Below are 19,907 nucleotides of genomic sequence, written 5' to 3'. Positions count from 1 at the left end.
TTATCCCTCAATTATTTTAGTTTTCTGGGCGATTCCAGGCCCCCAGTGTTCTGGCATCTGCTCGGTAATCAAATCGGCCTCCTCCAAATCAAACAATTTGGCAAAAGTAATTTCCCCTATTTTGCTGGAATCAGCCAGCACATAAGATTTTCCCGACAATTGATGTGCACGCCTTTTAATCAAGGCTTCCTCGGGATCAGGTGTTGTATACCCCATTTCGGGGTCCACTCCATTGCTTCCAAGAAAACATTTATCAAAACGGAAATTATCCATGTTCTGCAATGCAATACTGCCAATGACTGCTTTGGTATGAATTTTCATCATACCTCCAAGCAAGTAGCTGCGAATGCGCTTGCTTACCAATGCTTCAACATGTGAAAGTCCGTTGGTAACAACCGTTACGTCCTTGGCTTCAATAAAGGGAATCATGGCTAACGTTGTCGTACCTGCATCCAGATAGATGCATTCGCCATTTTCAATCTCCTGTGCAGCCAAACGGGCAATCGTTATTTTTTGTTGAATGTTTTTGAACGTTTTTTCTTCCATGCCCGGTTCTAGCGTTTTTTCATTCACCAGAGCGGCCCCTCCGTGGATGCGTTTGAGCATCTGACGACTCTCCAGATCAATCAAATCACGTCTAATCGTTGATTCAGAAGCACCTAATACATCAACAAGCTCTTGTAATTTCACAATTCCCTGTAAATGTAAGCGCTCTATAATTGCAGCATATCGTTCTTCAGTCAGCATCTTCATTCCTCCAACTGCTTCTATAGTATCATAAATCCCTCAAAAAACAACCACTTTCATTCAAAATAATTTAAAAACATTCAAAAACCCGCAACTTTCGACTCACGTAACTCATACTCTTCCGCACTATTCAATATTATTCGGGCCCGCAGCCTCGTTCCGATTGCTGGAACTCCTAATCCTTGTAAAGATGGATTTACGATTCGTCGGAGACTTGAGTATTCATTAAACGAAGTTTCCCTGTCCATAAAGATGTCATTCCGTACGCTTCATATCCATTAAAAATCCTGCAGCATCCGGCGCTTCAAGCGCGGCGTTGCAGGATTTAACTATTCATAGGATTTTCATGTGCGTTTATGACTCTACAACCATTGCATCTGGTTTGGGTTTAAGCCATTTGCCTTCTTCATTAATAAAAGCCCCCTTGAAGCGGCCCATCTCCAATTGTTCTATCAACCGCTCCTCATCCATGACCAGAATCTCAGCCAATTGCCCCGAGGTGTAATAATCAGCAGGATTGTAATCGAGCAGCACTGGAACAGACGTATCATATAGTTCTTTGATCAGATTCTCAAAGGAATGCCGACCGAGATTCTCCATGTCTCTATAAAACTGCAAATGTTGTGACACCATATTACGGAACGATTTATTCTCCAGATGCATCCACAACGTATTGCAGGCCTGAACACTCATATGATTTTGTTCCACATCGTAAAATTGAACTTCTTCAATCTTCATGTATCTCTCTTGAAATGCAACGATTTTAATCAAAGGTACATTTCGTTTACGCGACGCTTTCTTCAAATGAGCTCTAAATTGCTCATAGTTCATTACATTCATCTATTATCCCTGCCTTTAACATGTTCCAACCGACATTTTACAACAAATTAGAGGCAAGTGTAACCTTCATCCTGTGAAAAATAAAAAAACGTGCAGCATCAGATGCCACACGCTCACTAACTTATGGAGTATATTCATTTAGCCGAGGGCACCACTTTTCACCCATGTAGCCGTAAATTCCTCTTCTTCATACGCATAGAATTGTTGCAGAATAACCTCCCGATCATCGAGGAACAACTGATCCGCTATGGCAGAGACCAGTTTGGGCACCGCACTCTTGGTTCCCGATATTGCCGATGCCGACAGACCACAACTGGCAAGTGCAGAGTAGTTGAATACAAACAGACCGTGCAACGTTTTCTCACCCTGTTCGCTCCTGCTCGTCATCGCAAACCCGGAACTCAGGTATGGATGTGCATCTAGTAATGCATTGCGATGCTCTGGCGGAGCCTGATAACAGTCCTCCCAACGCGCGATGAATGGCTCCACAAGCTTCAGTTCAGGACGGAGAGCCGGATCACTAAGCAGACCCGTGCTAATAATCAGAAAATCAAACGTAAATGTTCCCTGTGCGGTATGCACAATCGCTCCCTGATCGGATGCTTCTACACTCAGCCATGGAGAATTCAAATGCAGCTCGAAACCAGGCCAGGCTGCCGCACGATTAAACGTATCATTGGTTGGTGGTTGATTGAATTTGAAGAAATGAGAGATCACTTCATATTTATCAGCAACCGGAAGAGCGTGGTAGCGCTCGATCATACCGGATTGTTCCATCTGACGAATGGGATTAACACTAGGCAGCTGTTCCCGCCGTACAAATACATGAGCTTCCGCCACACCTGTGGCAAGGGCATAGCTCGCATTGTCAAAAGCAGAAGCACCACCACCAAGCACAGCAATTCTTTTACCTTTTAACCGATCAAAATCAATCGCTTCAGACGTATGGGCATACAACTCCCGAGGTAATCTGTCAGCAATCATGGAAGGTACATGCCACTCGCCGCCACCTTGTATTCCCGTAGCAAGGACGACTTTGCGAGCAAGTAGGACACCTTCTGAGTTCCTACTTTGTTCACATGAAGTCGATGTATTCCGTTCTCCATAGGCTCAACAAGCGTCAATTCTATCTCATTAAGAACAGGCAGATTCAATACTTCCCGATACCACCGCAAATAATTCATCCAGTCTCCACGCGGGATCTTGTCTACCTCTTCCCAACCTTCGGGCCCCACCTGTGCTTCCCACCATGAGCGAAAGGTTAACGAAGGAATACCCAGATCGATGGAAGTCAGATGCTTGGGTGTACGCAAAGTAACCATACGCGCATAAGTCTCCCAAGGCCCTTCAAGGCCTGAGGTATTCTCGTCAATAACGAGAATATTAGAGATTCGTTCACGAAGAAGTCCAAATGCCGCCCCTAATCCACTCTGGCCTCCACCCACAATGACGACATCATAGACATGACCATCCGCATGTTCTCTTGGGCGTACCCAGTTCGAACCACCAAATGACAAATAAGCTAGATCTTTCTTCACACGTTCATTCAAATCTCGCAGGCTCATGATTCATCAACCCTTTCAAGGACACATATGAACTTTTTTTTAAATTATTTAATGTTAGTTTTTTGTTAGTTATATGAAGAATATTCTGTTTTCTACTTGTAATCATGACATATATTAGCGTTATTATATGAGTTATCGGGGATGATTTGAAGTTCGAGGTAGCTTTATTGTCATCAAAACTAAAAATATCTAACATGCTTGTTAATTCACACGAAATCCTAACTGGGCGGTACCCTCTTCTTTGATGAGCTTTCTTCTAGATGGATGCTTTACAGAAAATAAAAAAGACAGACCAAGATGTATCCTTGGTCTGTCTTATTAATGGAATGCTATTGGCCGGCCTGTTCACGGCGCTGCAATTTTTCATTGGTTAATTTCTCAGGGGTCACATCATGACCCAGCGGGTCCACCACGGATACTGCCAGCATGGTTGTCAGTACCTGACCTCGAATAGCCTGCAAATATTGTTTTCTAAGCTCATGCTGCTCGCTCTGTTCTGCTTTCGTCAAACCGACGCTGCTGCGTTGTTTTCGACTTAATTCGTTAATGCGTCCCAAAATAGGAATCATGAAATCCACCTCACTTGTTAGTCCAATTTCTAAAAGATATTTCGAATATCTTCAAACTAACTTATTACAACTTTACGAATTTGTCCATAGGCACAGTCCATTAAGAAGTATTTTTAGGTAATCTCATGCACAGACCACACAATGCCATTCGTAGCACCACTGCCCAGATTCAACGTAATCGTCAGCCGTTTGCAGCATAGAACAGTCCAATCATATCTCCCGCATTCAGTGCGACTTCCACTGCCAAAGTGACTGAACCGCTTCCCAGTACTGCCCGCAGTGTAAGTAGCGTAATCGCGACATTTAGGACGGGCAACAAACCACTGACAAGCGTCGTTACCGTAGGTGATGTTCTCTGTACAAGAAAGGCTGGGTTAACCCCAGCACCCAGGGATAGAGCAATCGCCAAGAACCCTTGTGTTGCAAAGTTGGGCCCGGTTGGCCCAGTGGTTCCTGTTAGTCCTGTGATCCCTGTTAGACCCGTCTCTCCAGTGACACCAGTGACTCTGGTCGTCCCCGTAGTACCAATTAGTCCAATCGCTCTTAAAGTAATTGATTAATCACTAACCAAGTGACATTCATAGGCTTAATAATAAAGTGCGCACAAAGCTAGTCCCGGGCATAGATTGTACTATTATAAAATGCGGAGAATTGACGTGGTGCACAAGATCTAAAAAGTATATCCCTACTACTCCCCTTGCAGCTCTTTAATCGTCAAAGCAATTCCTTCTTCAAAAGAGGTTGCCACAACCGGGCCAATTCGTTCCTCATACTTCAGTCTGCTCAAAACCAGCGGTTCCTCGGTCAGATATAACATTTCTACAATTTCTTTCATAACGGGTACACCTAGTCCGATCAACGACAATCCCACTTTTCCTACCGCCATCACAGGTTTGCTTCTCCCCGCAGCCTTCTGTGCCATACGCACGATGTCATGACCCGAGATGATCCCCGATCCAGGAATGTTCCAGTTCTGTCCATACGTCGTATCTCTGCTTGCCAGCTCCACCACCATGACCGCAGCATCCGGCAAATAAATATACTCTCTCGGTACCTTCATATTTCCGATAAAAAAAGCCATCTTTCCTTTCGCTATCGCTTCAAGGGTTGAACCCAGGTAGGAAGCCTGATTGGCCGTTGGGCCATAATAGTCTGGCAAGCGAACAATCATCACCTGAGCTCTGCTCCATCTTGTGCTGAATAACATCTGTTCATAGGCAAGTCGTGTCTTGCCTTTGCGGGTATGTGGCTGTTTCGGATGTTCTTCGGTTACCTCCTTCATTTGTCTTCTGCCATAGGGGTAGATTCCGTCTATTACAACCACGTTCAGACCCAAGTGTTCTGCCGCAGTCATCACGGATTCGCCGAGCGGAATCAGCCTGCTCTCCATCTCGTTATAAGGCACATTCGCACAATGAAATATGACATCGGTACCCTGGGAAGCAGCAATAATATCATCCGACCGAAATGCATCTCCAACTGCGATTAGCAGGTGATCCGGAGATCCCAATTTTACTGCAAGTTGCTCCAGTTTTTGACGGGAGCGACCAAATGCAATCGTAGAAATCCCTCGTCTAATCAATTCCTCCGTAATCGCTGCACCTGTTCCTCCTGTGGCTCCAATCACAATAGCTTTTTTCATCGTATATCGACCTCTTCCATCCATTTAGTTATTGATCAATTACTTACCTGAAAACAATATAAACCATATTTAGTGATTGATCAATAACTAAAATTCAAAAAGGGAATTTCCCTCCCTCTCTATCGATCCTTCAGCTCCGGCATATCCAGTGCAGTAGATATATTACATAACATCCCGATCGCCAGGAAAATCATTGTTCTTTTCAGCGGTTCGGCAATTCCTGCAACTGTGAAAGCTTCCAGTACCATGGCTCTTACATCACTAATGCCTTTTTGCATGGCCTGACGAATAACTTCTTCCTGGATCGTTTGCGCCTGCATCTGAAGCAGTATTTCGCTCTTGTGAGATTCCAGAATCCTATCATAGGCTTCAATGAGATCATTCTCTAACTGATCTGGCGTCGCCGTCTCCACCACAATTCGAAACGAATCAATCACCCGTGTCCATGAGACCTCAAGTGCAGTTAATAATAAAGCTTCTTTTGTTTTGAAAAAACGAAATATATACGGCTGTGAGATCTGTGCCCGTTCAGCCACCTGGGCTGTAGTCGCACGATAATAGCCAATTTCTGCGAAGACGTCAATTGCTGCAGAGATAATATCATTTCGCCGGTTAACCGACGCTGCTGTATCTTTAGCCATGATAATTCGTCCTCCAATAGTTAGTGATTAATTGATCAATAGCATGTAGTATAACGAATACTATCCCTCAATGTAAAGGTATTATGACCCTGTTACAAAGCCAACAAACCCGCAGACGCTGGCTCAAGCCGCTGCAGGTTGTGTAGCTTGTCGATCACAGATTCTATCCACTGGAAACCAAAGAGAACATGGATTGTCTGAAACAGATTCGTACCATGCGGTACAAGAGTGTCTGTTCACTGCTGGAGAAGTTTGTGCAATCGGGATTCCGAATCCAGCTTTGGACAACTGTTACAATATGCATGTTCGTGACTGCCACTCCCAACCTGATATGCCAAACAACAATATCGGCGTATCAGGAACGGCGCTCCCTGCCACCCGGAATGTTCGAATTGCTGTAGCTCATTGGCAAATGTACATGTACATGCATTATCGTTTTGCCGATCCAGCCAGAGGCTTTGATCTGCTTGAATCTTTGCAAGCCGTTCATCTGTCTTCCATATGCTCTGATCATGGATCATACGTGCATACAGTTGTTGCACATTATGCGCAACTAGAGACCACATGACCTTATCGCTCGCTCCTGTACCGACGGCTACTGCTCGCAGGACAAGTTCCAGATGTAGCAGCACTCTTTGCTTGAGCAAGCCACTCTCTGACCTGCGCTGAACAGGATCTTCAGCCTCCAGAGATGTTCTCTCCAGCCGAGTCGCATATCGCATGCCACCTGCTCCATTCAATTCAAACCGCACATCATCGTCTGCAATGCTAAGTATCGTATCGTATCGTATAGACTGAATGCTGAGATTACGGACATAACGAATACGGAGTAACGTTTGGCAAAAAGTGTACCGACGGCCGCACTTCCTCTGCCGCCCAGTTGAAGCCCTTGCTGCATAGCCTGTTCACGCAATATCGAGTTTCGTTTCTCTTCATTCAGCAGATCCTTCACACGGAAAGGATACTTGGAATCATCGCAATTCGCGCGAATCGTCGTCACAAAAAATTGCTGTAATGCTTCCGACATCTCTAAATAGTCATGTCTTGGATAACGTCTCATCTATTGAATCATGTCTTCAACTTCGTTGATAATCTCGCTTCGCCCAATCGTTCCCCAGCCCTTAAACAACCAGAATGAGTCTGTCGTATAGACCTGATCTGCCCCAACAGCAGGTACTCCCTTCCAGAGTGAGCTTGCATTGATGTTGTTTAAATACTCATCGGCATTCGGGTCAATCTCCAGAACTACGAAATCAGCATCCACATCTGCAATTTTCTCCATGGACAGGTCCTCGCGTTGTTCGGCAGGTGTCACAGCCGTTGGCACAAATCCAAGATCATGATACAAAAGTGTGTTGGTTGGATGTCCTTTTGCCGCGTAAATTTGCAAGGTCTTCTCTCTTACACGCAGATAAGCCAGCTTTTTTTGATCCACTTGTTCGATCTTCGCTTTTAGTTGCTGCGCCTGCTGCTCTACCTCGGCTATCTTTTCTTTTGCCAGATCCACTTTGTTGTACATCCCGGCAATGGTCAACAGATCCTGTGTCCAATACGTTGTATCATTAGCATAATCCAGCCATTCAGTACCAAGTACAATCGTCGGAGCGATTTTCTCCAACTGATCATACGTACTCTCCGCAGTTCGACTCTCAATAACGATGACATCCGGATCAATCTGAAGGATAGCCTCCAGGTTAGGACTGTCTGCCGACCCTACCGTTGGAACACCGGCAAGCTGATCTGCAAGGTAAGGCAAATAATCTCCTCCGTAACGAACTTCTACATTAACGCCTGCTGGTTTCTCACCAATCGTCAACATGTGATCGATGTAAGCAGCAGATAATACCACCATACGCTCTATCTTTTGCGGTACAACCGCTGTTCCTTTAAGATGCTCAATCGTTTGCGTACCACTCTCTTCCACAGGTGTATCCTGTTGCGCAGTCGTTGCTTCCGTTACTTCTGTGTCCTTGCCACATGCCGTCAGAACGAGCATAAGCAGGGCCAACAGTATCATCGTTGCTGCTCTCTGTCTTACCATTTGTAGTAAATCCCCTCTACTATTTAATAATAATAATCATTATCACTATAGTAGGGAAAAGCGTACAGGCTTACCATGGATTATTCCACTCTCTTCTCTTGCACAATATCACCGTAAGGTAACCCCAAGTTGCTCTACCACATATCGCATGGCCCACATGCGTCCGGTTGGACCCAGCGTTTTGAAGAAAATATCTCCTGCATTATATACATGGCCTTCTTGAACAGCCTTTAATGCCAACCATGCCCTGGATTGCTGTAATTGCCTCAGTTGAGCACGTGCCTCTTCTGTGGGATCGACCATTACAAACACATGATCCGCGTCGTATAACTGCAAATCGTGAACTTTACTCTCCACAGCCCACTGTTGTTCCGGAAAATCACGAGGCAAATAAAATCCCAGATCATCATACAACAGAGCCCCTGTCTGGTTATTCAACCCATACATTCGGTAGAAATGAGAAGTCACCCGGATGAACATGGCACTCTGTTTCCCCCACCTCGATTGAGTGCGTCCTCGAAGAACCCGGCTCAGTTCAGCATGCTGTTCAATCCACTGTACAGCCTGTTCGGTGCGGCCCATAATGTCCGCCATATACAGAAGCCTCTCGCCAAAATGGTTGGTGTGCTCCAGCATGGTGGTAGGCGCGATACGATGCAGGGAGTCATTTGGCTCCAAACGATCACTTGTAATGATCAGGTCCGGTTGAACTCGCCTCAAATCATCATAGTTCTGATTGAAGCTATCCAGGATAAGTCCCTGATGACTGTGTGCCTGAAGCGCAGGTATGGCAACATGACGAGCCACCCTCTGACCATAGGATAAAGCGGATACTGGCCTCAAACCGAGCGTTATCACATAATCGTCCAACCCGTAATACAAGGTGGCAATGCGATTCACTTTATTTTTCATATACAACGTTGGGGCGATTCCTTCGTTTTTCTTGAAGACTCTGCTGAAATAGTGCTCGTCCTTATAACCCACTTGCTCTGCAATTTCCTTGATTTTATCTGAAGAAAATAACAGCTGCTTGGCCTTCGCCATACGTAGTTTCAGTATATATTCAATCGGGGTCATATTTAATTGCCGTTTGAATGTTCTTATAAAATGATTCACACTAAGCCCTGCCATGCGGGCCATCTGATCGATTCGAATGTCTTCCATATACTGATCCGTCATATATTCAAGTGCCAGATCCATCCCTGTTACAGCAGGAGTTGCTTCTTTCAGGTGCATCATTAATTGAATCAACAACTGATGCAAAAGATGTTTCCTGCGCGTCTTTTCCAGACTCGTGATGGAGTGCTTTCCACTCACCAGGGTATCCATCATCTCCTGAATATCACGTGTATTGGAAGGAATATTAAGCTTGCCCGTCACAGGGAGATCAAATGCCTCGGTATGCCAAGCATTCCGACGCCGGGTAAGTGTAACACAGGAAAATAAAATGATCTGATATCGGACAGGTGCTTCCATATCTGTCTGAAACTCCACATGCATTCCTGGCTTCAACAAAAACCACTCGTCTTGAGACACCGTATGTACAACGTTATCCATAGACAAAGATCCCTTGCCAGTGATGACCCTGCAAATGGCGAACCTTTTCCATATCCGACGCTGAACAGCCCCCGGATTGCTAGAGTAATGGCAGACGTGTACAGCAGAGAAATGTAGTTGCTCCAGTTGTTTGATCCAATCATTTTCCTCCATGATGACGTCACCTCCCTGTTTGGATCGAATCCTATAATCACCTGATTAAACCATATTTTTTTGCCTTTCAGTTAATTATAGATAGATTGATAATAATTCTCAATAACATAAATAATCAATATTAACTTATCCATCTGGACATCCTATACGGACTGCAATGTATATGTAGCGGGATAATAGCGCCAGCATCAGCAACATTTTCTAACCTGTTGCAAAATCATAAAAGGCATGATATATTAATTGAGCCATCAATGATTGAGGCATCAAATATTGATACATCAATGATCGAGAGCATCCAAATAATCATTAGGCAATGGCATTGTATACTGCAACTTTAATTATTGGTTAACATACGCCGTTGTTCATGATTCAGATTCACCCGGGAGGTCTAGTCATGACACGTATTGTTTCCAAAGAAGAACAGATCATCAACCTGCTGAACGTGCTGGGTAACAAAATTAGTCCAAAGTTCGAACGCTGTACTGGCATCAGTTCTTCACGGTTTGAGATTCTGCATGAGCTCGATCAGGTCGATGAGATTAACCAGTCTATGCTTCAGAAAATGATCAACATAGATAGTGCTGCGATTACACGCCACTTGAAACAGCTTGAGGCGGACCTGATGGTTACAAGACGCAAGAACCCCGAAGATAATCGGGTCACTTTTGTTCGTTTGACGGACCACGGTCGGAAGCAGATTGAAGGCTACAAAGCAGAGAAGACCAATTTTATCAACCAGATTTTACAGGATTTCAGTGAAAACGAAGTTCAGTCACTCGCCGATCTCCTGGAACGTATGCACAACAATTTCTAAACCCATATATAGAGGAGAGATCCATGCATGAGTACAATTCAAAGCAAATTCCAAAAAACCAATGATTTTAACGAAATTACCTACGGTCGCCGTTCTGTTAAGCTTTACGATCCTGAAGTGAAAATCAGCCGTGAAGAGATGACAGAAATTCTGTCCGAAGCTTCCCGTGCACCATCTTCGATCAATTTGCAGCCTTGGCGTTTTCTGGTTGTTGATACGGCTGAAGGTAAAGAAAAGCTTGCTCCACTTGCGAGATTTAATCAAAATCAAGTGTTGACTTCTGCCGCTGTTATTGGGGTATTTATTGATATGAACAACGTTGAATACATGGATGAGATTTTTGGTAAAGCTGTAGAACTTGGTTACATGCCACAAGACATTAAGGATATGCAGCTCAAAACTGTAATGCCTTATTACGAAAAAATGGCTGCTTCCGACCTTCGCGACGTTAACCTGATCGATGCTGGCCTTGCTTCCATGCAATTGATGCTTGCTGCACGTGCGCATGGTTATGACACCAACCCAATTGGTGGTTATGAGAAAGATCAAATTGCAGAAGCATTTGGCATGGACAAAGAGCGTTATCAACCCGTTATGTTGATCTCGATCGGTAAATCGGCCAAAGAAGGTCACCCTTCCTACCGTCTGCCTGTAGAAACCATCACAACTTGGGCATAATATCAGGGACGGTTTCCCTGTAAGTCTCGATTATATTGGTCAATATGCATACATTCTTAACACATTCCAAACAAACACAATATGGAGGTTATACATTATGATTATCATTCACGCTCATCTGCAAGTTAAACCGGACCAAGAGCAAGCATTCCTCGCAGCTGCGAAAGAACTGATTGCTGCAACACGTCAAGAAGAAGGTAACATCAGCTACGATTTGGCAAAAAGCACAGAACGCGAACACCAATACACAATGATCGAGCTGTGGAAAGATGAAGCTGCTACAGCTTCTCACAACACCAGCGCGCATTTCCAAGCTTTTGTTCAACAAGCAGCAGCATTCATGGCCGCTCCAATGAACGTTGAAGTATTTGCTGGAGAACAAGTTAAAGCTTAATACTCCTGAACTGGCATGCGTAATTGGCATGTGAAGAAGCCGCTCTTGGTCATATGACCGAGGGCGGTTTTTTAGTTCCCTTTGAAAAGTAAGTTCGACACACTGCCAATTAGTTCTCATGTTTGATCGTAATCACGACATTTCCCCTTTTTCGCCCCGTTTCCACATAACGATAAGCTTCCGGAATTTGCTCCAACGGATAACGTCTGTCAATCACTGCTTGGATCTCACCAGCCTCCATCAACTCTTTAAGAAGTATCAGATCCTCTGCAGTGACCTTTGCGATGCCTTGCCCATCAACAGTGACATACGTGCCGTTAGGTGCCAATAGGTGCTGACATTGACCTTTGGAGACTTTGCCGACTGCATCCAATATCAGATCATACCGCTGACTTGTTTTTGTAAAGTCTTCCTTCATATAATCTATAACATGCTCGGCCCCAAGTGACTTCACAAACTCCACATTCGTTGTGCTGCATACCCCCGTTACTTCTGCTCCAAAATATTTGGCAAGCTGCACAGCAGCAGTTCCTACGGCTCCCGAAGCTCCATAGATGAGCACTTGAAGCCCCTTTTGTATTTTTCCTTTGCGCAGGAAATGTAAGGCCGTGGTTCCACCAAACGGTACAGCTGCTGCTTCCTCATACGTTGCATTAACCGGTTTCAAAGCGACGGGATCCTCCTCGGATAGACATATATACTGAGCATGGGCACCGAAACGCATTCCATTTAGCGCATATACCTGATCACCTAATTTAAATCGCTTCACTTCCTTGCCGATCGCCGTAACTTCGCCTGCCAACTCTACACCCAGAATCGAATTTCGGGGTTTTCGGATTCCCAGAAATAGACGCATGGGTATCCAGTACAGGAATGGGCTATTAAAACTGCGAACTCTACAGTCCCCCGATGTTACGGTTGTTGCATGTATTTTAATCTGAATCTCATGATCCTTGGGTGATGGCTTCGCTATGTCTTTAAGCTGCAACACATCTGGTGATCCATACTTCGTACATATGATAGCTCTCATATCTTTCCCCCCACAGTTCCTGTTTGCCATGAGTATATCGGGAAGTGGGTTCAGCCCCTAGATACTAAAGTATCGTTTCAAGGATACACCCGTTATAGGAGTTTCCATTCACGTGCTTTTGCCACGGCTTCGGTTCGTCGCTTCACCTGCATTTTGTCAAAAATAATCCGGTTATGTCCTTTCACGGTAGGCAGTGCAATATGAAGTATCTCACTAATCTCCCGATTGGATCTTCCCTGCGCAATGAGACGTAATACTTCGAGCTCTCTCACACTTAACGGATCAATCCGCAGTTCGGAGACGCTCGGATATACATCTGTCTCTTCGGAAATCATTTCTATTCTGTTGTCCTCAGCTTCAAATGCAGCCAGTAATTGAAGCAGATATAAACGTGAGTCACCGCGTGCTGTTATCCTCTTCAAAAGGCTGTGCACGACAATACCTTCGTCTACAAATACACGAATGAAGCCTGCTGGCTCTGCCATCATCATTGCCTCAGTCAGGAGCTCGATAGCTTGTGTTCTATTCCCATGTTCCTCATGAATAACCGCCAGAAGAATTGTTGCCTTGAGCTGTTCATCCTTGAAGCCTTTGGTTATGGTCAAGCGAAGACAGGATTCCATAATACCAAGTGCCTCTATAGTAGCACCCTGTCTCAACATTACTCTGGCCTGACTAAGCGCATGATTTCTGTCCCATGATAATCGCGTTGCTTCTTTCAGATTGCCCTGACGAAGGAGCACAAGAACGTATGCAGCAGTAATATCAGGGATCGCCTTTGTAAAATTTAACCGTTGGGCCGTTTCGTTGATTCTACCTAACATGATATCGGCTTTATGAAGATCCGCCTTCGCAAGCGTCAGTCGGGCGAGCCATAACTCACTTGCAACAACTCTATCCGTTTGGACAAATTGCTGTGCCAACTGCTCACTCTGTTGAGCGTGTAACATCGCCACACCAAGATTATTCCATTCATAATGAACTCGCGCCAGACCCAAATGTGCTTCACATGCAATGGGTAGCGGTGGCTTACCTGCCATATGTACCACCTGCTGATAAGATTCAGCCGCCAGATGTAGCTGATTGTTGAATTCCTGTATATTCCCCAAGCCCAGTGTCGCCATCATTGTGATGATATGATGTCCGATCTTGGTACTGTTCGCTACTGATTCCAGGTAGGACAATTCAGCTTCCACACGTTTTCCCTGAAGCTGGTATGCATACCCTAATGTCCAGGCTGTTGCTGCACGAATGGGCAGATTATGAGGATGCAAATATTTGAGTGCGTGAAGTGACTCCGTAATAATCGTATCCGCATCGTGCAAGCTGACAGCCAGCGTGGCTCGGATGGAAGCGATATGTCCAATCAGATCAGAATCGATCTGTTCAGGTTCCATATTTTGTAACGCTTGTTCAGCAGACTGCAATTTGATTTCCACGTCTACCATGTGTCCTGACACTAACAACGCAGCCGCATGCATCACCCATAGGGAGGGTATTGAATCCATTTCTGCTGAGGATAGAGAACTCAACCATTGAAGCGCAGGAACAGCACCTCCGCGAAAAAGAAGTGGCATACCGTTACCTTCCAACAAATCCGACGCCCGATGAGTATCTGCTGCAGCTACAGCATGATTGAAAGCCTCCAGCTCCATTTGATGCTTCTCATACCAGATGCTCGCTCGCTTATGTATCTCAGTAACAGACAGAGCAGTCTCAGCAGTGCCGGCGTAATTTGAATTCTGGTGTACTCTTTTACGCAATAAATCTGCAAACAGATGATGGTAACGATACCATCGCCTCTCATTGTCCAGGGGAACGATGAACAGATTGGCTTGCTCCAGCCACTCCAACATGTCCTGTCCGGTATAATCAACGGATTCATGTTCCTTTGGTTCACCTATATCCAAGATCGCATCACACAATGAACCGCATAATCGATCCAACATGCACGTTTTCAACAAAAAGTTCTGTACCTGTTCGGTTAGCCCTTGTAATATTTCTTCCATTAGATAGTCCAGTACAAATGGGTCCCTGCCACTGAACGTTTCCATAAAGTGATTCGGATCAGAAGAACCCTGCATGGATAAGGCGGCTAACTGCAACCCGGCAACCCAGCCTTCTGTTCGTTCTTCAAGGAGAGTGATGTTTTCTTTTGAAAGTTTCAATCTCATGACCCGATCCAAAAACTCACTGCTTTCGGCAGAAGTAAAACGTAAATCACTACCACGTAATTCAATCAATTCCCCCTTTGCCCGCAGTCGAGCCAAAGGTAACTTGGGTTGCTGACGCGTCGTCATGACGATATGCATATGTGGGGGCATGTGCCTCAGTAAGTAGACAAGCGCTTGATGGATCACTTCTGAAGTCATGAGATGATAATCATCCAGAACAAGTACAAAATGATCGGTTATTTCAGAAACTTCATTAAGAAGGTATGTAATAATGGTCTCGATGGGTGGCGGCTCGGAAGATTGAACAAATCCCATGATTCCTTCAGCAAGTTGGGGGACAATCGTCTGTAACGAAGCACACAGGTATGTCAAAAAACGTGAAGGATCGTTATCCGCTTCTTCCAGCGAGAGCCAAGCTGTATCTATTGAAGAAGACTTAACCCATTGATTGACGAGTAGTGTTTTGCCTGATCCAGCAGGAGCAGAGACCAGTATGAGTTTAGCCTGCATCCCCTCGTCCAAACGGACATACAGGCGGGGACGATCGACTACATGGGAGCGCTGAACTGGAATGGTTAATTTCGTAGATAAGATCGGTGCATACATGAGCCAACCTCCATTCAAGGGTTACGAACAGCAACTGTATTGTTCATATATCGTTTTGGCATCTATACTACCATAAAAATCAAAAAGACACGCCATAAAAGACGTGTCTTTTTGATTAGTAGTATATAGACAAATTTAACTTCTGATTAGCACAAGCTGCTAGTAAAAATGAATGGCTCTACCTTTACGCTCTCCGAGCCGGCGTGATGCTTTGCGGATTGTTAAACACATTTTTCGGATCATACTTGGCTTTGACTCTGCGCAGTCTGGCATAGTTGGCTCCATAGTACACTAGACCGGGATTTTTGATCCCTTGATCCGGAACGTTGATATAGGAACCCACAATGTATGGTTGCAACTTCTTACGCGTGTTCCGAGTGAGTGCGATATTTTTAGCGGCATGGGATGGTTTGACCCACGTACTGTTCCATTCCACATAGAACTTCTCTTTGCGCCAGAAGAACGCGGTTGATCTAGGTGATTTGCGACTTACCGCTCCGCCCCAGTTGAGGAAATAGAATCCGCCTGGTCCCTCTTCCAATTTCTCCAAGAATGCGCGCATCGATTTAATGGCTTTGTCTGGGAACGGCTGTCGTCCAAAACCGGACGAAAACTGGTTGCTATACCGTTGAGTCTCGGTCGGATCAGGAAGTAATAAGAACTTCACGACTTCTGTGTAAGGTAACAAGCGAACAATGGAGCTCGTCGGTGTGCCAACACTCGTAATCGGCTGCAATAGACGGAGAGCCTCTGTTTTTGAACCTAAGAACAGTCCCTCCATGACGACATTACCGCCTTTTTTCGGTCCGATGGACAATTCGCTACCTAATCTTGTATTCACAGAGGGAGCCCACTTCTGCCATACTTTGAGCACCTTTTCGAATTGAGCCCATGGCCAGGTAATCTTATATACAGTCGCCTTCGCTGGAGCACGACGCACTTTGAATTTGTAGTGGGTATATACTCCGAAGTTACCACCGCCGCCTCCCCGCGAGGCCCAAAAGAGATCCGCATTGCGATTTTTATTGGCCCGAATCACTTTTCCGTTCGCATCCACCATCTCCACCTCAAGCAGGTTATCACTGATGAGACCGATGGTACGTTGGAGAGGCCCAATTCCCCCACCTAACGTAATTCCACCGATTCCTACGGAGGGGCTGTCACCAAAAGGAGCTATGAATCCTTGCTTGGCGAGGGTATTCGCAATTCTCCCTACTCGGTTACCCGTCCCCACAACAACGGTTCCATTTTTTTTATCAAGCTTGATGGAATTCAGATCACTTACATCAATGACAATTCCACCATTCACTTGTGAAAGATTGACCTCAAGCGCATGTCTTCCACTCCGCGGCCTGATCGGTACATTATTTTCACGAGCCCATTTGATGGCATTGGAGACATCTTTCGTCTTTTGGGCAAATACAAAGACTTTAGGATACTTGTCGGTATGCGGGTCCCAGTTCTTGCGCGCCGCTTCATATCCCGGATCTCCTTTATAAATAACCCGTCCGGTAAGCTTTGTTGATGATTTCACACGTCCCACTCCCTATTGAATAAATGTTCTACAGCCTCTGCTGCATCCAGCACTTTATACTGTATGACGGACATTCGCGGAGGGAATGGGCTGGCGCCTTAATTTCAAAGTTCGTGTTTCAGATTGAATCTGTATGTGTATCTCGAAACTAGTCGCTGCGCGAATCGGAATCAATTCTGATTAACTTGCGCGCTTCCTGTTCTTTTTCACCATACCAGACGAGCACGTCGGCAAACAAATCCATGATGCGAACAAAGTTCTGCTTATCCGCTTCTGAAATCTGATCTGCATACTTGAAAATCTCATCAAAGCAAAGCTCCCGCACAAATTCGGTGTACTTCGCATATACGTCGCGCCCTTTCGCCGAAGGTTTGACGTAAATGTCTTTGCGGTTGCCGCTTAAATGAAATTTTTCGAGCAGACCTTTTTCCGTCAGATTCTTCACGTTTTTGGAAAATGTACTACGGCTTACACCCAGGCGTGCGGCCATTTCCGACATGTTCTCTTCCTTGTCCTCGGCTTCAAGAATGTATTCCAGCGTCTGAATCTGTGAAGCGGAGAACATCATGTCCGTACCATAACTTCGCTGCAGCTTATAGGTGTTCGAGTACGCATTGCCGTATTTGATAATTTTCTCAATCAGTTCCCGATGGTCGCCCATCCAATCTAATTTCATGAGTAATCCCTTTCATATTCAGATTCTCTCTCTTACTCTACTGAAATCAGATCCGTTTTTCAATCCATGTGATTGCTTCTTCAATAACATCATCACGAGTCGGTTCATTAAATATCTCATGCATCAGATGAGCATAAATTTTGAGTGTTTTATCAGTTGAAGCGATATCCCCGTAAAAGTCACGAGAATCCTGTTCACTGACCAACCCGTCATTGGCCCCATGCAGAACAAGTACGGGATCTACAAACTGCTTGGCGTTCTCCTTGAGCCATGCTATGCCATTTCCCAAGCTGTTAAATAAATCTACAGAGATCTGCTTTTCAACCAGCGGATCATTCGCGTAAGCGGATACAACTGCGGGATCGCTGCATACGCCGCTGCCCAGCTCATTCGGGAAATACGTGCCTGCAGGAAGATCCATCGGCAGTTCTCCGGCCACTTTTGTATTGTAACGAGTGAGCGCTCCGGATAGTACGATGCCTTTAACCTTACCAGGATATTTCGTTCCAAAGGATGAGGTTGCAAAACCGCCCATACTATGCCCGATAACAAACAGCGGAAGATTGCTGCTCTCTTGCAATGCGTTTTCCACCACAACGTTGACATCCTCTATAATCTGGTGGAAATCACTGTAGAACGTACGCTGCCCTTCGGATCTGGCATGACCGCGATGGTCGAAGCGATACACATTAAAACCACGTTTATTTAGTTGTTCGGTCACATAATCGTAGCGCCCTGCATGCTCACATAGACCATGAACAATGACCACGGCTGCCTTCGCATCACTAACTAAATTCTTACTCGAATATAGCCGAGTACTGTCAAAGGTTTCAATTGTTGTCTCGATTTTGCTCATCATTATCCCACTCCTTCGTGATGCTCAAGAACATTCAGATAAAATCCTTTGTCTTAGGCACATATAATGTACTTTACTACAATAAAATAATATTTATTAAAAACAATATAGTTTCTTATGAAAACAATATCATCTGTACGTTCCTTTTGTCTACAATAAATTGAAGCGCTTACACAAAATCAATCATAGGTTCATTTTCTCAGAAACATATAACAAAGAACGCCATCACAATATTGTGATGGCGTTCTTGACTATGGAGCCTAGGGGGATCGAACCCCTGACCTCATCGCTGCCAGCGATGCGCTCTCCCAGCTGAGCTAAGGCCCCAGGATATGAAATTGATAAGCTTGTCCAGCTCTGCTATGTTCCACAGGCGACTTCTATATCATATAAAATCCAGCTTTCGCTGTCAATCACTTTTTCATGACGCAAAGTGATTGGAGAAGAACAACCGATTTCACTGGCACATACGGACTGGAACCCCAGACTGCTCTTCTCCCTTTACCCACTTCACTAATCCTCCAGATTGTCTTTGGACAAAAGGGATTTCAGTTCTTTCATGAACATATTGATGTCTTTGAACTGACGATACACGGAAGCGAAGCGCACATACGCCACTTCATCAACTGGAAACAGCTGCTCCATCAATAACTCACCAATCTGGCGACTCTCGACCTCAGCATCGGCTGTATTACGCAGAGACTTCTCTACTTCAGATACCATCATCTCCAGCGTCTCAACAGAGACCGGACGTTTCTCACAGGCACGAATAAGCCCGCGGAGAATCTTGTCCCGGCTGAACTCTTCCCGGCTGCCATCTTTCTTAATGACGATCAATGGTGTTTCCTCAATCATCTCAAACGTTGTAAATCTTCTGGCGCATTGCTCACATTCACGACGGCGACGAATCGATTTTGATTCATTGGCCGGCCGTGAATCAAGGACTTTGGTGCCCAGAAAAGCGCAATAAGGACATTTCAAATCAGATCACTTCCCATGTTTTACTTTTTACCACATATTGCCTGTACTGATCTTGTAATGAAAAATGCATTGCCGACACATAATACTTTTACCAACCCGCGAGGAGGTGAACAGCAATGGCACAAAGCAACGGTAACTCCAACAACCTGGTGGTAACTAGAGCTTCCGCAGCCCTCGAACAACTGAAATACGAAGTTGCTCAAGAACTCGGAATCAGCATCCCACAAGACGGATACCAAGGTAACATGACTTCTTACGAGAACGGTTCGATCGGTGGATACATCACGAAGCGTCTGGTAACAATTGCAGAACAGCAATTGGCAGGTCAATACCAATAATATCTGCATTGTAATACGCTACACAGAGGAGCATGGAGCGGCCGGTGAACAACCGGCCTGCTCTGTGCTTC

General features: G+C 45.1%; 20 protein-coding genes, 1 tRNA gene and 1 pseudogene. 4 read left to right on the top strand and 18 right to left on the bottom strand.

Going from position 1 to position 19,907, the window contains the following annotated elements:
- The 11 genes and pseudogenes from WFI24_RS11705 to WFI24_RS11655 all read right to left on the bottom strand — a co-directional run bounded on the left by WFI24_RS11705 (position 1) and on the right by WFI24_RS11655 (position 9,755).
- Positions 1 to 747, bottom strand: coding sequence for a DeoR/GlpR family DNA-binding transcription regulator (locus WFI24_RS11705; RefSeq protein WP_336760890.1), 747 nt, complete (start codon positions 745 to 747; stop codon positions 1 to 3).
- A 354-nt stretch (positions 748 to 1,101) separates the two neighbouring features.
- Positions 1,102 to 1,587: a hypothetical protein gene (locus WFI24_RS11700; protein WP_336760889.1), complete on the bottom strand. Its 486-nt coding sequence runs from the start codon at positions 1,585 to 1,587 to the stop codon at positions 1,102 to 1,104.
- 138 nt (positions 1,588 to 1,725) lie between these two features.
- Positions 1,726 to 3,152, bottom strand: a pseudogene (locus tag WFI24_RS11695) (NAD(P)-binding domain-containing protein).
- Positions 3,153 to 3,481: 329 nt separating this feature from the next.
- Complete coding sequence (locus WFI24_RS11690) at positions 3,482 to 3,721, bottom strand: DUF896 domain-containing protein (protein WP_036670038.1); 240 nt, start codon at positions 3,719 to 3,721, stop codon at positions 3,482 to 3,484.
- A gap of 181 nt (positions 3,722 to 3,902) precedes the next feature.
- On the bottom strand, positions 3,903 to 4,130 hold the full coding sequence (locus WFI24_RS11685; protein ID WP_336760885.1) for a hypothetical protein: 228 nt from the start codon (positions 4,128 to 4,130) through the stop codon (positions 3,903 to 3,905).
- A gap of 279 nt (positions 4,131 to 4,409) precedes the next feature.
- Positions 4,410 to 5,363 carry an SDR family NAD(P)-dependent oxidoreductase gene (locus WFI24_RS11680; protein ID WP_336760883.1) on the bottom strand — a complete coding sequence of 318 codons (954 nt, stop codon included), beginning with the start codon at positions 5,361 to 5,363 and terminating at the stop codon, positions 4,410 to 4,412.
- A gap of 119 nt (positions 5,364 to 5,482) precedes the next feature.
- Positions 5,483 to 6,004, bottom strand: a complete 522-nt coding sequence (locus tag WFI24_RS11675; RefSeq protein WP_336760881.1) for a TetR/AcrR family transcriptional regulator — start codon at positions 6,002 to 6,004, stop codon at positions 5,483 to 5,485.
- Positions 6,005 to 6,240: 236 nt separating this feature from the next.
- A complete protein-coding gene (locus tag WFI24_RS11670) occupies positions 6,241 to 6,726 on the bottom strand; it encodes a hypothetical protein (RefSeq protein ID WP_336760880.1) in 486 nt (161 codons plus the stop codon).
- A 14-nt stretch (positions 6,727 to 6,740) separates the two neighbouring features.
- Positions 6,741 to 7,064 (bottom strand): hypothetical protein, encoded by a 324-nt coding sequence (locus tag WFI24_RS11665; RefSeq protein WP_336760879.1) that lies wholly within the window; start codon positions 7,062 to 7,064, stop codon positions 6,741 to 6,743.
- Entirely contained in the window at positions 7,065 to 8,045 is a 981-nt protein-coding gene (locus WFI24_RS11660) for an ABC transporter substrate-binding protein (protein WP_336760878.1), read from the bottom strand.
- A 108-nt stretch (positions 8,046 to 8,153) separates the two neighbouring features.
- Positions 8,154 to 9,755 (bottom strand): AraC family transcriptional regulator, encoded by a 1,602-nt coding sequence (locus WFI24_RS11655; protein WP_336760877.1) that lies wholly within the window; start codon positions 9,753 to 9,755, stop codon positions 8,154 to 8,156.
- 394 nt (positions 9,756 to 10,149) lie between these two features.
- Here WFI24_RS11655 and WFI24_RS11650 point away from each other — a divergent pair, with 394 nt between their 5' ends.
- From WFI24_RS11650 to WFI24_RS11640, 3 genes are all read left to right on the top strand, one after another.
- A complete protein-coding gene (locus WFI24_RS11650; RefSeq protein WP_336760876.1) occupies positions 10,150 to 10,569 on the top strand; it encodes a MarR family winged helix-turn-helix transcriptional regulator in 420 nt (139 codons plus the stop codon).
- Between the two features lie 27 nt (positions 10,570 to 10,596).
- Entirely contained in the window at positions 10,597 to 11,247 is a 651-nt protein-coding gene (locus tag WFI24_RS11645; RefSeq protein WP_076209073.1) for a nitroreductase family protein, read from the top strand.
- 97 nt (positions 11,248 to 11,344) lie between these two features.
- Positions 11,345 to 11,641 carry a putative quinol monooxygenase gene (locus WFI24_RS11640; RefSeq protein ID WP_336760875.1) on the top strand — a complete coding sequence of 99 codons (297 nt, stop codon included), beginning with the start codon at positions 11,345 to 11,347 and terminating at the stop codon, positions 11,639 to 11,641.
- Positions 11,642 to 11,750: 109 nt separating this feature from the next.
- Here the strand turns inward: WFI24_RS11640 and WFI24_RS11635 are convergent, their stop codons facing one another.
- From WFI24_RS11635 to nrdR, 7 genes are all read right to left on the bottom strand, one after another.
- Positions 11,751 to 12,671, bottom strand: a complete 921-nt coding sequence (locus WFI24_RS11635; protein ID WP_336760874.1) for an NAD(P)-dependent alcohol dehydrogenase — start codon at positions 12,669 to 12,671, stop codon at positions 11,751 to 11,753.
- A gap of 92 nt (positions 12,672 to 12,763) precedes the next feature.
- A complete protein-coding gene (locus WFI24_RS11630) occupies positions 12,764 to 15,451 on the bottom strand; it encodes a LuxR C-terminal-related transcriptional regulator (RefSeq protein WP_336760873.1) in 2,688 nt (895 codons plus the stop codon).
- Positions 15,452 to 15,635: 184 nt separating this feature from the next.
- Positions 15,636 to 16,985, bottom strand: a complete 1,350-nt coding sequence (locus tag WFI24_RS11625; protein WP_336760871.1) for an FAD-binding oxidoreductase — start codon at positions 16,983 to 16,985, stop codon at positions 15,636 to 15,638.
- A gap of 148 nt (positions 16,986 to 17,133) precedes the next feature.
- The gene (locus WFI24_RS11620) at positions 17,134 to 17,661 is read right to left on the bottom strand and encodes a MarR family winged helix-turn-helix transcriptional regulator (RefSeq protein ID WP_336760869.1); all 528 of its coding nucleotides are present in this window, start codon (positions 17,659 to 17,661) and stop codon (positions 17,134 to 17,136) included.
- Between the two features lie 46 nt (positions 17,662 to 17,707).
- A complete protein-coding gene (locus WFI24_RS11615) occupies positions 17,708 to 18,520 on the bottom strand; it encodes a lysophospholipase (RefSeq protein ID WP_442956214.1) in 813 nt (270 codons plus the stop codon).
- Positions 18,521 to 18,771: 251 nt separating this feature from the next.
- Positions 18,772 to 18,844: transfer RNA gene (locus tag WFI24_RS11610), tRNA-Ala, on the bottom strand.
- Positions 18,845 to 19,030: 186 nt separating this feature from the next.
- Positions 19,031 to 19,498: a transcriptional regulator NrdR gene (nrdR, locus tag WFI24_RS11605; protein WP_062833564.1), complete on the bottom strand. Its 468-nt coding sequence runs from the start codon at positions 19,496 to 19,498 to the stop codon at positions 19,031 to 19,033.
- Positions 19,499 to 19,614: 116 nt separating this feature from the next.
- Here nrdR and WFI24_RS11600 point away from each other — a divergent pair, with 116 nt between their 5' ends.
- Positions 19,615 to 19,836 carry an alpha/beta-type small acid-soluble spore protein gene (locus WFI24_RS11600; RefSeq protein ID WP_091032511.1) on the top strand — a complete coding sequence of 74 codons (222 nt, stop codon included), beginning with the start codon at positions 19,615 to 19,617 and terminating at the stop codon, positions 19,834 to 19,836.
- Positions 19,837 to 19,907 lie beyond the last annotated feature (71 nt).

The organism is Paenibacillus sp. USHLN196 (assembly GCF_037144955.1).
GTDB classification, from domain to species: domain Bacteria; phylum Bacillota; class Bacilli; order Paenibacillales; family Paenibacillaceae; genus Paenibacillus; species Paenibacillus xylanexedens_C.
This window is presented reverse-complemented; position numbering and strand designations above follow the sequence as displayed.